Origin of the sequence: Massilia yuzhufengensis (assembly GCF_900112225.1) — a bacterium.
In the GTDB taxonomy this organism is placed as follows: Bacteria; Pseudomonadota; Gammaproteobacteria; order Burkholderiales; family Burkholderiaceae_D; genus Telluria; species Telluria yuzhufengensis.
Map to the genome: position 1 here is coordinate 17,382 of NZ_FOLD01000001.1, position 14,007 is coordinate 31,388.

A 14,007-nucleotide genomic window follows, 5' to 3' on the forward strand; every position below is an offset into this window, starting at 1 on the left:
TCCTTCATACGGGCACTTCCGTTTTGTTCGGAATCGCACGTAGCGGGCAAAACTTCCACGCGCCTGCGCCTTCCTTGCGCGGGCATGTGAATTCGTTGTGCACAGCCGACTGTTCTCGCATGATCACGTGACGCTGTCAAGACTGGCGCATCCGCCACGTTTGCGTATGATTGTTTGCTTGACCTTTTGACGCATTTGATTCACGCCCATGCTGCCTTCCATCGAACAACGCCTCGCCCTCGAACTGTCCGCCAAACCAGCGCAGGTGGCCGCCGCCGTCGCCCTGCTCGACGAAGGCGCCACCGTCCCCTTCATCGCGCGCTACCGCAAGGAAGCCACCGGCGGGCTCGACGACATCCAGCTGCGCCTGCTGGAAGAGCGCCTGCGCTACCTGCGCGAACTCGAAGACCGGCGCGCCTCGATCATCGCGTCGATCACGGAACAGAACAAGATGACGCCGGCGCTGCTGCAGTCGATCGCCCTGGCCGAAGACAAGACCCGCCTGGAAGACCTCTACCTGCCCTACAAGCAGAAGCGCCGCACCAAGGCGCAGATCGCGATCGAAGCGGGCCTGGCGCCGCTGGCCGAGGCCCTGCTGGCCGACCCCACGCTCACGCCCGAAGAAGCAGCCGGCGCCTACCTGCGCGACGCCTTCACCAACGACGATGGCGGCGCCAACCCGGGCGTGCCCGATGCGAAGGCTGCACTGGACGGCGCGCGCCAGATCCTGATGGAGCGCTTCGCCGAAGACGCGACCCTGCTGCAATCGCTGCGCGACTACGTGCGCGAGCACGGCGTGGTGGAGTCGAAAGTCGTCGCCGGCCAGGAAGACGCGGGCGAAAAATTCGCCGACTATTTCGACTATTCCGAGACCCTGGGCACCATCCCTTCGCACCGCGCGCTGGCGCTGATGCGCGGACGCCGCGAAGGCGTGCTCGATGTCGTGCTGCGGCTCGATACCGAAAGCGAAAAGCCGAAGTGGGACGCGCCGCACAACCCCTGCGAAGGCCGCATCTGCGCCGCCTTCGGCATCAAGAACAATGGCCGCCCGGCCGACAAGTGGCTGGCGGACACCGCGCGCTGGACCTGGCGCGTGAAGAGCTTCATGTACATCGAAACCGAATTGATGGGCGCGCTGCGTGAGAAGGCCGAACTCGATGCGATCGGCGTCTTCGCGCGCAACCTGAAAGCCCTGCTGCTGGCGGCGCCGGCCGGCCCGCGCGCGACCATGGGCCTGGACCCGGGCCTGCGCACCGGCGTGAAAGTGGCGGTGGTCGACGCCACCGGCAAGGTGGTCGATACCGCCACCATCTACCCGCACCAGCCGCGCAACGACTGGGACGGCGCGCTGCACACGCTGGGCCAGCTGGCGGCGAAACACAATGTGTCGCTCATCTCGATCGGCAACGGCACCGCCTCGCGCGAAACCGACAAGCTGGCCGGCGACCTGATCAAGCAGAATCAAGAGCTCAAGCTCCAGAAGATCGTCGTGTCGGAAGCCGGCGCCTCGGTGTATTCGGCGTCCGAATTCGCGTCGCGCGAACTGCCCGACCTTGATGTGTCGATCCGCGGCGCGGTCTCGATCGCGCGCCGCCTGCAGGACCCGCTGGCCGAACTGGTGAAGATCGACCCGAAATCGATCGGCGTGGGCCAGTACCAGCACGACGTCTCGCAAACCCAGCTCGCGCGCTCGCTCGACGCGGTGGTGGAAGACTGCGTGAACGCGGTGGGCGTGGACGTGAACACGGCATCAAGCGCGCTGCTGGCGCGCGTGTCGGGTTTGTCATCCAGCGTGGCGCAGGGCATCGTGGCCTACCGCGACCTGAAGGGCGCGTTCGCCTCGCGCGCGGCCTTGAAGAGCGTGCCGCGCCTGGGCGACAAGACCTTCGAGCAGGCAGCCGGCTTCCTGCGCGTGATGAACGGCGAGAACCCGCTCGACGCGTCGGCGGTGCACCCGGAATCGTATCCGGTGGTGCAGAAGATCCTGCTTGATACCAAACGCGACATGAAGAACGTGATCGGCGACGCTGCGCTGATCAAGTCGCTGAACCCGGCAAAGTACGCGGACGAGAAGTTCGGCGTGCCGACCGTGACCGACATTTTGAAAGAGCTGGAAAAGCCGGGGCGCGACCCGCGTCCGGAATTCACCACCGCCACCTTCAAGGAAGGCGTGGAAGCCATTTCCGACCTGCGCCCCGACATGATCCTGGAAGGCGTGGTCACCAACGTGGCGGCCTTCGGCGCGTTCGTGGACATCGGCGTGCACCAGGATGGCCTGGTGCACATCTCGGCGCTGTCGAATACCTTCGTCAAGGATCCGCACACCGTGGTCAAGGCCGGCCAGGTGGTCAAGGTCAAAGTGCTGGAAGTGGACCCCAAGCGCAAGCGCATCGCGCTGACCATGCGCCTGACCGACAGCGCGCCGCAGCCCGGCGCCAAACCCGAGCAGCGCGCCGACCGCAACGACGGCAAGCGCCTGGCCCAGCACCAGCGCCAGGAAAAACCAGCGCCCGCAGCGGGCGGCGCGATGGCGGAGGCCTTCGCCAAGCTGCGCAAGTAAGCGCACCACCGGCGGAAACGCCGCTTGCCTGGCAAGAAAATGTAGGGTGGCCGGCTTCGCCGGCCGCGCGTCCGGATCACCGACGCACTGTGTGGCAGACCACGCCGGAGCTGAGCGCGCGGCCGGGGAAACCCGGCCGCCCTACCTCAGCGGTGCTTGAAGTACACGCCCACCAGGTAGATACCCAGGCAGGCAAAGCCGATCAGCAGCATGCGCGACTGCGCCATGGCCGGGACGCCGGTCTTCTTGATGTGCATGGCGTCGCGCACCAGCAACAGCGCATACGCCAGCGCCGACACGCCGCACAGGAAGTCGCCGGCGCCGCCACGCAGGACGCCCCCGACGAGGTTGATCACGCCCGGGATGCCGAGGATGGTCGCGATGACGAGGTTGGACGTGGCGGAGGGACCGCGGCGGGGTGGCTGTTGCATGGCGTGGACCTGGGATGTTTGGAAATCCGCGCGATCATACAACAGTCGCGGCCCGGCCGTAACCGCAGCGGCTGGCCTCAGGCGAAGATGCGCATGGCGCTGGCGCCGACCTTGACGACGAAGCACAGGCAGAACAGCCCGAAGCAGGCGTAGCCGACCAGCGTGGTGCGGGGCGAGGCGATCGCGAGGCGCTTGTCGCGCCAGGACTGCACGGCGCAGTACAGCAGGAAGGCCCCGGCCAGCAGCTGGGTGGTGCCCAGCATGACATCTTCCAGCGGATCCTGGAACATCCCCGTCATCGCATCGTACACGCCCGGAATGACGAAGAACGCAGCCATGATCCACAGCAGGGGCGACGGCATGGAGGCAAACCCCCGGTATGTAGTCATGATGACTCCCGTTCGAATGGCATGCGAACCATCATAGCGGGCTTTTTTCGCCAAAAACGCGTAGATTGTCACGCCGGGACGCAGGCCCCCCGCTGCCGCCCATGCCCGCCCAGCCGAATTCTTATAAAATGTCGGCATCCCACCCATTCTCACTGAAGGCTAATCACATGAGCGACGTACAAACCTGGATCAAAGACACCGTGGACTCCACCCCGGTCGTGCTCTTCATGAAGGGTACCGCCCAGTTCCCGCAATGCGGTTTCTCGGGCCGCGCCATCCAGATCCTGAAAGCCTGCGGCGTCGAGAACATCGCCACCGTCAACGTGCTGGACGACCCGGAAGTTCGCCAGGGCATCAAGGACTACTCGAACTGGCCAACCATTCCCCAACTCTACGTGCGCGGCGAGTTCATCGGCGGCTCGGACATCATGAACGAGATGTACGAATCGGGCGAACTGAAAACCCTGCTGAACAATGGCTGACCGGCCGCGCCGGATCGTTGTCGCCATCACCGGCGCAACCGGCGCGACCTATGGCGTGCAGCTGCTCAAGCGGCTGGGCGCCACTCCCGGCGTCGAGACCCACCTGGTCATGTCCGACGCCGCCTCCCTCACCCTGCACCAGGAACTCGGCCTGCAGCGGCGCGACGCCGAAGCGCTGGCCCACGTCGTCCACCGCAACCGCGACATCGGCGCGTCGATTGCGAGCGGCTCGTTCCAGACCGACGGCATGGTGATCGCGCCCTGTTCCATGAAAACGCTGGCGGCCGTTGCCCACGCCCTGTCGGACAACCTGGTCACGCGGGCCGCGGATGTGATGCTCAAGGAAAGGCGCAGGCTGGTGCTGATGGTGCGCGAAACGCCGTTCAACCTGGCGCACCTGCGCAATATGACCGCCGTGACGGAAATGGGGGGCATCGTGTTCCCGCCCCTGCCGAGCTTCTACCAGCGCCCGGCGACCATCGAGGAGATGGTCGAACACACGGTCGACCGGGCGGTCGACCTGCTCGGGCTCGACAACGCCCTTGCCCCGCGCTGGGGCGGCATGAAAAGCGCGCCGGACGCCTGACCGGCGCCCCGGCTGCACTCAGCCGTTCAACGCTTGTCGCCGTCGAACGGGTCGTCGGCCTTCTTTGCTTCGCGCGCTTCCTCAATCATCCGCCGCCGGGCGTTACGTTGTCGCATGACCTCGGCATGGCGCGCCGCCGTCATGGGCGGTGCGGTCATCAATTCCTTGAGCTGGGCGGTGTTGGCGTAATTGTTTCGCATACGGCAGCTGCTCCTTGACGTGACGGGTGGCGGCGGATCCGCTCGCCACCAACCGATTATGGACTACCTCCGGCCGTTTGTGCGTTCCGGAAGTCACGAAAAGTGCAGTTACGAAACTATTTTTGCTCGGGCTTCTGGTGATTCATGCGCACCAGCATGCGAATGAATTCGCGTGCGAGCTGGCGATGATGCTCATCCAGGCGTTGCAGGTCAGCAATAAGCTTGACGTCGGCCGATTCGAAACGTGCGCTGCCATTGGCGGCATCGCCGTTGCCGGCCACGTTGTCGGTGCCGCCGAAGCGCAGCCAGTCCGCCGGCACGCCCAGCCACTGGGCAATCATGCGCAGTTTTTCCTGGGTCGGGATGGCTTCGCCCACCAGCCACTTGCGCGCGGCATGGACGGTGATCGGGCGGCCTTCGAAGCGGATGTTGAATTCCCTGGCGAGGCGGGTCGGGCTATCGGGCGAGTAGTGGGCGTTCTTCAGCGCCTGCTGCAGGCGCCCACTGAAGCTCTCCCGTTCATTAGTTGAATTCATTGTGATACTTACAATATATGTGCGGATGGCCAGGGAGCGGCCAGCTCCTAACTGCTGAGAAGCATTCGGACAATCATACCCTTAAAAAGTAACAAAGATGTGATTATTTAATAGAATTTGCGTGTTTTAGATACTGCAAAGTCGGCCTGTATTCTAGCGCAAAAGGCAGAATATATCTTATAGGAAATATTATGCGCCGGCCGCACGCTTGTTCCCGAGCTTTATCGTCGCGGGATAATCCGCCGGTAATCCGGCATATCAGGCTCAGGCGAGCTGGAAACGGAAGACGCCGTCAGCGTCTTTGGCGCGCCGCAGCATGCCGTCGCGCCAGAGTTTATGGAGGTGAGCCAGTGCCTCGCCCAGAGCGAAGCTGAGCTGGTGGGCATCGAGCTGGCGGCGGAACATGATGGGCACGATATCGACCGCCGACTGCGGCGCGACACAGGCCGCCATCACTTCCGCCAGGCGCGCCGTATGGTGGTCGCGCAGCTGCCGGATCCGGGTATGCAGGCCGCGGAAGGGCTTGCCGTGTGAAGGCAGGACTAAAGTGTCTTCCGGCAAGTTTGTGAACTTTTCCAGCGAGCGCAGGTACTGGTCGAGCGGATTGCCTTCAGGCTCGACCGCGAATACCGAGACATTGGTCGAAATGCGCGGCAACACCATATCGCCGGAAATCAGCACATTCAATTGCTCGGAATACAGCGAGGCATGTTCGGGTGAATGGCCGAACCCGGTGATGACGCGCCAGTTATGGCTGCCGATCCGCACCAGGTCGCCGTCCTGCAGGCGGGTATAGGCGTCCGGCACGGCCGGCACCAAGGAGGGGTAGTAGTTCTTGCGGCTGCGCATCTGCTCGAGCAGGGCGGGATCCCTCAAGCCGTGGCGCTCGAAGTGGGGAATGGCCGAGGGACCATCGACACCCGGCAGCGCCGCCGCCATCATGCGGGCGAATCCGAACTCGCCGGCGGTGGTCCAGAACGACGCATCGAAACGCTTGCTGAGCCAGCCCGACAGGCCCACGTGGTCAGGGTGGCAATGGGTGGCGAACACGCGCAGCAGCGGCGCGCCCTGCAGGCCACCGTCCAGCACGTCTTCCCAGGCGGCGCGGGTGGCGTCGGTGCCGGCCCCGCTGTCGATCACGCTCCAGCCGCCGCGCCCTTCCTGCTCGTCTGCCAGGAGCCACAGGTTGATGTGGTCCAGGGCGAAGGGCAGCGGCATGCGGATCCAGGACAGGCCCGGCATCACTTCATGCACGAGGCCGGGCACGGGAATGGTGTCGCCAAATGGATAGTTCAGCTGGGCTTCGAGCGGGTTCATACCAAACTTTCTGTTCGTGATAAAGCGGGCGCGCTACAATGCGATTAACGTTAACGTAAACGGCAATCCGCACCTGTAGATTGTAAGCGATTCCTTGTTTTGCTTCCCTTGACCGCATAGCTCACCATGGCCACTTATACCATCGCCGAACTGGCACGCGAATTCGACATCACGGCCCGCGCCATCCGGTTCTATGAGGACCAGGGCCTGCTGAGCCCCTCGCGCGAAGGCGTGGGCGGGCGCAACCGCGTCTACACCCCGCGCGACCGCACCCGCCTCAAGCTGACCCTGCGCGGCAAGCGCCTCGGCCTGACCCTGTCTGAAATCAAGAGCATCGTCGACATGTACGAGTCGCCGCGCGACACCGTGGCCCAGATCGACCGTTTCCTCGGCGTGCTGGCCCACCAGCGCGTGACCCTGGAGCAGCAGCGCGCCGACATCGAGATGGCGCTGGAAGAAATTGCCGCCCACGAAGAAGAATGCCGCCGCCTGCTGGCCGACAGTAGCGAGCGCCGCGACGCCGCCTGAAGCCAGAACCAGGGGGCGAACTGCCCCCATTTTTTGGCCTGTTAGTTGACGTTTACGTTAACGTAAGAGGCGAGTATGATTCACCCTTGATTCCTGCCCAACCACCGTTCACCGTGAGGACGACATGCTGCATCTCCCAGGCTTGACCTTTGACCATGGCGAAGACATCGCCGCGCTGCGCGAAGCGGTGCAACAGTTCGCCGCCGCCGAAATCGCACCGCGCGCTGCGGAGATCGATCGTTCCGACCAGTTCCCGATGGACCTGTGGAAGAAGATGGGCGAACTCGGCCTGCTGGGCATCACCGTGAGCGAGGAATACGGCGGCGCCAACATGGGCTACCTGGCGCACATCATCGCCATGGAAGAAATCTCGCGCGCCTCGGCCTCGGTCGGCCTGTCCTACGGCGCCCATTCGAACCTGTGCGTCAACCAGATCAAGCGCAACGGCACCGAAGAGCAGAAGCAGAAGTACCTGCCCAAGCTGATCTCGGGCGAGCACGTGGGCGCGCTGGCCATGTCCGAGCCGAACGCCGGTTCCGACGTGGTGAGCATGAAGCTGAAGGCCGAGCTCAAGGGCGACCGCTACGTGCTCAACGGCACCAAGATGTGGATCACCAACGGTCCGGACGCCGACACCCTGGTGGTGTACGCCAAGACCGACCTGGAAGCCGGCCCGCGCGGCATGACCGCCTTCCTGATCGAAAAGGGTTTTAAAGGTTTTTCAGTCGCGCAAAAGCTCGACAAGCTGGGCATGCGCGGCTCGCACACCGGCGAACTGGTGTTCCAGGACTGCGAAGTGCCGGTCGAGAACATCCTGGGCGGCCTGGGCAAGGGCGTGAACGTGCTGATGTCGGGCCTGGACTTCGAGCGCACCGTGCTGTCGGGCGGCCCGCTGGGGATCATGTCGGCATGCATGGATTCGGTGGTGCCCTACATCCACGAGCGCAAGCAGTTCGGCCAGGCGATCGGCGAGTTCCAGCTCATGCAGGGCAAGATCGCCGACATGTATTCGACCATGATGGCCTGCCGCGCGTATGTGTACGCCGTCGGCCAGGCCTGCGACCGCGCCGACAACGCAGCTGCCGTGCGCGCACTGCGCAAGGACGCGGCCGGCGCGATTTTGTATTCGGCTGAAAAAGCGACGTGGATGGCGGGTGAAGCGATCCAGGCGCTGGGTGGGAATGGCTATATCAACGAGTACCCGGTGGGCCGCCTGTGGCGTGACGCCAAGCTGTACGAGATCGGCGCGGGGACCAGCGAGATTCGCAGGATGCTGATTGGGCGGGAGTTGTTTGGTGAGACGATGTAAGTGAGAGGCGAAGGTGGGGATAAGGCGATGCGGCGAGATTTGCGCAACGCGTAGCTTATACGCGTAATTTTTCCTTCGCCAACCTCAAGACCGTCGTTCCGGCCTTCGCCGGAACGGCGTGCAAGTGTGACGGCTAAGGCGTCTTGCTGCACCACGCTTCAGCGTCATGCACATCAGCAGTTACTGCCCTAGAATGTCCGCTCCACCTCCCAGCGCGCGAGACGAACGATGACCCACGTGGCGTTCCCCAAACTGCTGTCGTCCCAGATCGCATTCGACATCGCGCGCGCCATCCTGGATGGCTTCGACAAGCATTACCGCCTGTTCCGCCAGGCCAGCCAGCAGGCCAGGCGCTACTTCGAGACCGCCGACTGGGGCGCCGCGCAGCAGGCGGCGCGCGAGCGCATCGATTACTACGACCGGCGGGTGCAGGAATGCGTGCGCATCCTCGAGGACGAGTACACGCCCGAGGAGCTCAGCGACCTGGTCTGGCCCGAAACCAAGCTGCACTACATAGGCCTGCTCTCGGGCCACAAACAACCGGAACTGGCCGAGACCTTCTTCAACTCGGTCAGCTGCATCATTTTGCACCGCAGCTACTACCATAACGATTACATCTTCGTGCGCCCGGTGATCTCCACCGAGTACATCGAGACCGACGAGCCGCAGCCCACCTACCGCGTGTACTACCCCGCGGCCGACAGCCTGCGCTTTGCGCTCAAGCGCGTGGTGACCAACTTCCAGCTTGCCCTGCCTTTCGAGGACCTGGACCGCGATATCGCCCTTGTCGAGGCGCGCCTCACCGAGGCATTCGGACTCGACCGGGCGGAACCGAACCTGCAGCTGCAGGTGCTATCCAGCCTGTTTTTCCGGAACAAGGAAGCCTACATCGTCGGCCGCGCCATCAACGGCCCGCGCGACTACCCCTTCGTGATTCCGGCGCTGCACAACCGAAGCGGCCAGCTGGTGCTCGATACGGTGCTGCTGGACGTGTACCACATCACCCTGCTCTTCAGCTTCACGCGCGCCTACTTTTTGGTAGACATGGAAGTGCCGTCGGCGTTCGTGGGTTTCTTGCGCAGCCTGATGCCGCGCAAGCCGCGCAGCGAGATCTACACGGTGCTGGGGCTGCAGAAGCAGGGCAAGACGCTGTTCTACCGCGACTACCTGCAGCACCTGAAGCACAGTTCGGACAGCTTCCAGATTGCCCCCGGCATCCGCGGCCTGGTGATGCTGGTGTTCGAGCTGCCCTCCTTTCCCTATGTATTCAAGGTGATCAAGGATTTCTATCCGCCCCCAAAAGACACCACGCGCGCGCTGGTCAAGGAAAAATACCTGCTGGTGAAGCACCACGACCGGGTCGGGCGCATGGCCGATACGCTGGAATATTCGGACGTTGCCTTTCCGCTGGCGCGTTTTTCGGAAGAGCTCCTGGCCGAACTGAAGCAGTACGCGCCGTCGCTGGTGGAGATCGAGGGCGAGCGGATTATCGTGCACCACCTGTATATCGAGCGCCGCATGGTGCCGCTGAATATCTATCTCACCAATGCCCAGCAAGCCGGCCGGGACGACCTGGTCGAGCACGGCGTGCGCGAATACGGCAATGCGATCAAGGACCTGGTGGCGGCGAATATCTTCCCCGGCGATATGCTGTATAAAAATTTCGGCGTCACCCGTCACGGCCGCGTCGTGTTCTACGATTACGATGAAATCGACTACCTCACCGACTGCAACTTCCGCGATATCCCGCAAGCGCGCAACGACGAGGACGAGATGGCGTCCGAGCCGTGGTACCCGATCGGCAAGCACGACGTGTTTCCCGAACAATTTGGCCGTTTCCTCCTTGGTAATCCGAGGATCCGCCACCATTTCATGCAGCACCACGCGGATCTGCTGACCCGCGATTTCTGGCAATCCCGCAAGGACCGCATCCTGGAAGGCGTCATCGACGACGTGTTCCCGTATCCCCAGCACATCCGCTTTTGCAACCAGACACCCACCCCTCTTTTGGAGAACACACAATGAATGATCCAGTCGTTATCGTTGGCGCCGCCCGTACCCCGATGGGTGCCTTCCAGGGCGATTTTTCGTCGAAGTCGGCGAGCGACCTCGGCGCGGTGGCGATCAAGGCGGCGGTGGAGCGCGCCGGCGTCGCCGCCGACGCGGTCGAACACGTCTACTTCGGCAACTGCCTGATGGCCGGCCAGGGCCAGGCCCCGGCGCGCCAGGCGCTGATCAAGGCCGGCCTGCCGATGTCCACCGGCGCCGTCACCCTGTCCAAGATGTGCGGCTCGGCGATGCAGGCCGCGATCTTCGCGCATGACCAGCTGCTGGCCGGCAGCGCCGATGTCGTCGTCGCGGGCGGCATGGAATCGATGACCAACGCGCCCTACCTGATCCCGAAGGCGCGCGGCGGCTACCGCATCGGCCACGCGACGATGTTCGACCACATGATGATGGACGGCCTGGAAGACGCCTACTCGCGCAACGAGAAGACCGGCGAAGGCCGCTCGATGGGTACCTTCGCCGAAGAGTGCGTGGCCACTTACCAGTTCACCCGCGAAGACCAGGACGCGTTCGCGATCGAATCGGTCAAGCGCGCCCAGAACGCCAGCAACGAAGGCTGGTTCAATTGGGAAGTCGCGCCGGTTTCCGTGGCCAGCCGCGCCGGCGAGGTCGTGGTCGAAAAGGACGAAGGCCCGATGAAGGCCAAGATCGACAAGATCCCTTCCTTGAGGCCCGCCTTCAAGAAGGACGGCACCGTGACCGCCGCCTCGTCCTCGTCGATCAACGACGGCGCCGCGGCCCTGGTGATGATGCGCGAATCGAAGGCGAAGGAACTGGGCCTGGCGCCGATCGCGCGCATCCTCGGCCACGCCACCTTCGCCCAGGAACCGAACCTGTTCACCACCGCCCCGATCGGCGCGATGCACAAGCTGTTCAAGAAGACTGGCTGGACGGCGGCGGACGTCGACCTGTTCGAGATCAACGAAGCCTTCGCCGCGGTGCCGATGGCCGCCATGCGCGACCTCGACATTCCGCACAGCAAGGTCAACGTGCACGGCGGCGCCTGCGCCCTGGGCCACCCGATCGGCGCCTCCGGCGCGCGCATCATCGTGACCCTGCTCGGCGCGCTCAAGCGCACCGGCGGCAAGCGCGGCGTGGCCTCGCTGTGCATTGGTGGCGGCGAAGCCACCGCCATGGCGATCGAGCTGGTGTAATTTACAAAACGTGGTTAATGCGGCCAATTTACGTCGCATTAACCACGAATTGAATTGAATCCACACAAAAGGAGCCTGTCATGCCTACTGCCTTGATCATCGGCGCGTCCCGCGGCATCGGTCACGAGATGGTGCGCCAGTACCGCCTCGATGGCTGGCGCGTCATCGCCACCGCGCGCAAGCGCGAAGACTGCGACGAACTGGCGCAGCTGGGGGCAGTGAGCTACCAGCTCGACGTCACCAGCGCCGATTCCATCGCCGCGCTGGGCTGGCAGCTCGACGACGAACAGGTGGACCTGGCCTGGATCGTGGCGGGCGTCTACGGCCCGGAACACGCCAGCTTCCCGACCGGCCCCGAATTCGACGCCGTGATGCACACCAACGTGCTCGGCCCCATGCGCCTGGTTCCGATCGTGGCGCCGCTGGTCGCCACCAGGCACGGCAAGCTGGCGGTGCTGTCCTCGAAGATGGGCTCGATCGGCGCGCGCAGCTCTACCGAAGGCACGCTGTACCGCGCCAGCAAGGCCGCGCTCAACTCGGTGCTGGCCGATACCGCCATCACCTACGGCGCGCAAGGCGCGACCTGCGTGGCCTTCCATCCGGGCTGGGTGCAGACCGACATGGGCGGCAGCGGCGCCACGCTCACGGTCGAACAGAGCGTGACCGCCCTGCGCGCCACGCTGGCCGGGCTCGACACCTCCAGCAACGGCGCCTTCCTGAACTACGACGGCAGCCCGATTCCCTGGTAACGCCCCAAACAATACAAACTATATAAACGAGACACGATGATACTGAGCGAAGAACACCAGATGATCCGCGACGCCCTGCGCAGCTTTTCGCAGGAGCGCCTGGCCCCCGGCGCCGCGCGCCGCGACAAGGAGCACACTTTCCCGAAGGACGAGCTGAAGGAACTGGCCGCGCTGGGCGCCTTCGGCGTCGCGGTGCCGGAAGAATACGGCGGCGCGGGCCTGGACTACGTGTCGCTGGCGCTGGTACTGGAAGAAATCGCGGCCGGCGACGGCGGCACCTCGACCATCATCTCGGTCAACAACTGCCCGGTGTGCTCGATCGCCATGATGTATGCGAACGAAGAGCAAAAGCAGCGCTTCTTGCGCCCGCTCGCGCAGGGCGAGATGCTGGGCGCCTTCGCCCTCACCGAACCGCACGCCGGCAGCGACGCATCGAGCCTGCGCACCACCGCCACCCGCGACGGCGACGACTGGATCATCAACGGCACCAAGCAGTTCATCACCAGCGGCAAATACGGCGACGTCGCCATCGTCATGGCGGTCACCGACAAGGCGGCCGGCAAGAAGGGCATCAGCGCCTTCTGGGTGCCGACCGACACGCCCGGCTACATCGTGGCCGGCATCGAAGAAAAGATGGGCCAGCACTCGTCCGACACCGCCCAGATCGTGTTCGAGAACTGCCGCGTGCCGCAGGCGAACCTGATCGGCATTGAGGGCATGGGCTACAAGATCGCCCTGTCGGGCCTGGAGGGCGGCCGCATCGGCATCGCCTCGCAGTCGGTCGGCATGGCGCGCGCCGCCTACGAGGCCGCGCTGGCGTATGCGAAAGACCGCGAGAGCTTCGGCAAGCCGATCTTCGAGCACCAGGCGGTGCAGTTCCGCCTGGCCGACATGGCGATGCAGATCGAGGCCGCGCGCCAGCTGATCCTGCACGCCGCGTCGATGAAGGATGCAGGGGTGCCCTGCCTGAAGGAAGCGGCGATGGCCAAGCTGTTCGCCTCCGAGATGGCCGAGCGCGTGGTCTCCAGCGCCATGCAGGTGTTCGGCGGCTACGGCTACGTGGCCGACTTCCCGGTCGAGCGCATCTACCGCGACGTGCGCGTGTGCCAGATCTACGAGGGCACCAGCGACATCCAGAAGATCCTGATCGCACGCGCGCTTTGATGGAGATTCGTCCGGCCACCGAGGCCGACCTGCCGGCGCTGTTCGCCTACCTGGGCGAGCAGCTGGCCGAGAACGGCCGCGACGGCACTCCGCTGTTCCAGCCGATGGAGCGCGTCGACACCGGCGTGCCGCCGGCGATGCGCGAGCGTTTCGCGGCCGGTGTGGCGACACCGGTCGGCCAGCCGGGCTGGCGGCATGTGTGGATCGCGCTCGACGACGCCGGCGAGGTTGCCGGCCACATCGACCTGCGCGGCCAGCCGGATGCGGCCTCCAGCCACCGCAGCCTGCTCGGCATGGGCGTGCGCCACGACCTGCGCCGCGCCGGCCTGGGCACGCGCCTGGTGCACACGGCGCTGGCCTGGGCCCGGAGCACGGGCTTCGACTGGGTCGACCTGGAAGTGCTGGCGCAGAATCACCAGGCACGCGCCCTCTACGCGCGCACCGGGTTCACCGAGACCGGAGTAGTAGCGGACCAGTACCGCATCGGCGGCGCGCAGGTGGGCGCCGTGTCGATGAGCATTCGCTTGCGCTGAAC

At 64.5% G+C, this 14,007-nt stretch carries 15 protein-coding genes; 10 read left to right on the forward strand and 5 right to left on the reverse strand.

The features are described from left to right. The first annotated feature begins 208 nt into the window (after window positions 1–208). Window positions 209–2,560: a Tex family protein gene (locus BM031_RS00070; protein ID WP_091869382.1), complete on the forward strand. Its 2,352-nt coding sequence runs from the start codon at window positions 209–211 to the stop codon at window positions 2,558–2,560. 146 nt (window positions 2,561–2,706) lie between these two features. Here the strand turns inward: BM031_RS00070 and BM031_RS00075 are convergent, their stop codons facing one another. Next, window positions 2,707–2,991 (reverse strand): hypothetical protein, encoded by a 285-nt coding sequence (locus BM031_RS00075; RefSeq protein ID WP_091869384.1) that lies wholly within the window; start codon window positions 2,989–2,991, stop codon window positions 2,707–2,709. Window positions 2,992–3,068: 77 nt separating this feature from the next. After that, window positions 3,069–3,380: a hypothetical protein gene (locus BM031_RS00080; protein ID WP_143084483.1), complete on the reverse strand. Its 312-nt coding sequence runs from the start codon at window positions 3,378–3,380 to the stop codon at window positions 3,069–3,071. A gap of 167 nt (window positions 3,381–3,547) precedes the next feature. Between BM031_RS00080 and grxD the strand changes: the two genes are divergently transcribed. Together grxD and BM031_RS00090 are read left to right on the forward strand one after the other, a co-directional pair. Further along, a complete protein-coding gene (gene grxD, locus BM031_RS00085) occupies window positions 3,548–3,862 on the forward strand; it encodes a Grx4 family monothiol glutaredoxin (protein ID WP_091869390.1) in 315 nt (104 codons plus the stop codon). Then, a complete protein-coding gene (locus BM031_RS00090) occupies window positions 3,855–4,448 on the forward strand; it encodes a UbiX family flavin prenyltransferase (RefSeq protein ID WP_091869393.1) in 594 nt (197 codons plus the stop codon). Before grxD ends, BM031_RS00090 begins: the two co-directional genes overlap by 8 nt. A 26-nt stretch (window positions 4,449–4,474) precedes the next feature. Here BM031_RS00090 and BM031_RS25390 read toward each other — a convergent pair whose 3' ends face one another. The 3 genes from BM031_RS25390 to BM031_RS00100 all read right to left on the reverse strand — a co-directional run bounded on the left by BM031_RS25390 (window position 4,475) and on the right by BM031_RS00100 (window position 6,501). After that, entirely contained in the window at window positions 4,475–4,648 is a 174-nt protein-coding gene (locus BM031_RS25390) for a hypothetical protein (RefSeq protein WP_177207605.1), read from the reverse strand. A 116-nt stretch (window positions 4,649–4,764) separates the two neighbouring features. Then, entirely contained in the window at window positions 4,765–5,184 is a 420-nt protein-coding gene (locus BM031_RS00095; protein WP_091869396.1) for a hypothetical protein, read from the reverse strand. 264 nt (window positions 5,185–5,448) lie between these two features. Further along, window positions 5,449–6,501: an MBL fold metallo-hydrolase gene (locus tag BM031_RS00100; protein WP_091869399.1), complete on the reverse strand. Its 1,053-nt coding sequence runs from the start codon at window positions 6,499–6,501 to the stop codon at window positions 5,449–5,451. A gap of 126 nt (window positions 6,502–6,627) precedes the next feature. Between BM031_RS00100 and BM031_RS00105 the strand changes: the two genes are divergently transcribed. The 7 genes from BM031_RS00105 to BM031_RS00135 all read left to right on the forward strand — a co-directional run bounded on the left by BM031_RS00105 (window position 6,628) and on the right by BM031_RS00135 (window position 14,005). Continuing rightward, window positions 6,628–7,029, forward strand: coding sequence for a MerR family transcriptional regulator (locus BM031_RS00105; protein WP_091869402.1), 402 nt, complete (start codon window positions 6,628–6,630; stop codon window positions 7,027–7,029). A gap of 124 nt (window positions 7,030–7,153) precedes the next feature. Continuing rightward, window positions 7,154–8,338 carry an isovaleryl-CoA dehydrogenase gene (locus tag BM031_RS00110; protein WP_091869405.1) on the forward strand — a complete coding sequence of 395 codons (1,185 nt, stop codon included), beginning with the start codon at window positions 7,154–7,156 and terminating at the stop codon, window positions 8,336–8,338. A gap of 228 nt (window positions 8,339–8,566) precedes the next feature. Further along, on the forward strand, window positions 8,567–10,363 hold the full coding sequence (gene aceK / locus BM031_RS00115; RefSeq protein ID WP_091869408.1) for a bifunctional isocitrate dehydrogenase kinase/phosphatase: 1,797 nt from the start codon (window positions 8,567–8,569) through the stop codon (window positions 10,361–10,363). Further along, entirely contained in the window at window positions 10,360–11,559 is a 1,200-nt protein-coding gene (locus BM031_RS00120) for an acetyl-CoA C-acyltransferase (protein ID WP_091869411.1), read from the forward strand. The genes aceK and BM031_RS00120 overlap by 4 nt, the downstream gene beginning before the upstream one ends. Before the next feature lie 80 nt (window positions 11,560–11,639). Beyond that, on the forward strand, window positions 11,640–12,308 hold the full coding sequence (locus BM031_RS00125) for an SDR family oxidoreductase (protein WP_091869413.1): 669 nt from the start codon (window positions 11,640–11,642) through the stop codon (window positions 12,306–12,308). 36 nt (window positions 12,309–12,344) lie between these two features. Next, window positions 12,345–13,472 (forward strand): acyl-CoA dehydrogenase family protein, encoded by a 1,128-nt coding sequence (locus BM031_RS00130; RefSeq protein WP_091869417.1) that lies wholly within the window; start codon window positions 12,345–12,347, stop codon window positions 13,470–13,472. Next, on the forward strand, window positions 13,472–14,005 hold the full coding sequence (locus BM031_RS00135; RefSeq protein ID WP_091869419.1) for a GNAT family N-acetyltransferase: 534 nt from the start codon (window positions 13,472–13,474) through the stop codon (window positions 14,003–14,005). Before BM031_RS00130 ends, BM031_RS00135 begins: the two co-directional genes overlap by 1 nt. Window positions 14,006–14,007 lie beyond the last annotated feature (2 nt).

Bases quoted from the DNA above. Each gene is read 5' to 3' on its own strand.
- BM031_RS00070 (WP_091869382.1), top strand. From the start codon at position 209: ATGCTGCCTTCCATCGAACAACGCCTCGCCCTCGAACTGTCCGCCAAA.
- BM031_RS00075 (WP_091869384.1), bottom strand. From the start codon at position 2,991: ATGCAACAGCCACCCCGCCGCGGTCCCTCCGCCACGTCCAACCTCGTC.
- BM031_RS00080 (WP_143084483.1), bottom strand. From the start codon at position 3,380: ATGACTACATACCGGGGGTTTGCCTCCATGCCGTCGCCCCTGCTGTGG.
- grxD (WP_091869390.1), top strand. From the start codon at position 3,548: ATGAGCGACGTACAAACCTGGATCAAAGACACCGTGGACTCCACCCCG.
- BM031_RS00090 (WP_091869393.1), top strand. From the start codon at position 3,855: ATGGCTGACCGGCCGCGCCGGATCGTTGTCGCCATCACCGGCGCAACC.
- BM031_RS25390 (WP_177207605.1), bottom strand. From the start codon at position 4,648: ATGCGAAACAATTACGCCAACACCGCCCAGCTCAAGGAATTGATGACC.
- BM031_RS00095 (WP_091869396.1), bottom strand. From the start codon at position 5,184: ATGAATTCAACTAATGAACGGGAGAGCTTCAGTGGGCGCCTGCAGCAG.
- BM031_RS00100 (WP_091869399.1), bottom strand. From the start codon at position 6,501: ATGAACCCGCTCGAAGCCCAGCTGAACTATCCATTTGGCGACACCATT.
- BM031_RS00105 (WP_091869402.1), top strand. From the start codon at position 6,628: ATGGCCACTTATACCATCGCCGAACTGGCACGCGAATTCGACATCACG.
- BM031_RS00110 (WP_091869405.1), top strand. From the start codon at position 7,154: ATGCTGCATCTCCCAGGCTTGACCTTTGACCATGGCGAAGACATCGCC.
- aceK (WP_091869408.1), top strand. From the start codon at position 8,567: ATGACCCACGTGGCGTTCCCCAAACTGCTGTCGTCCCAGATCGCATTC.
- BM031_RS00120 (WP_091869411.1), top strand. From the start codon at position 10,360: ATGAATGATCCAGTCGTTATCGTTGGCGCCGCCCGTACCCCGATGGGT.
- BM031_RS00125 (WP_091869413.1), top strand. From the start codon at position 11,640: ATGCCTACTGCCTTGATCATCGGCGCGTCCCGCGGCATCGGTCACGAG.
- BM031_RS00130 (WP_091869417.1), top strand. From the start codon at position 12,345: ATGATACTGAGCGAAGAACACCAGATGATCCGCGACGCCCTGCGCAGC.
- BM031_RS00135 (WP_091869419.1), top strand. From the start codon at position 13,472: ATGGAGATTCGTCCGGCCACCGAGGCCGACCTGCCGGCGCTGTTCGCC.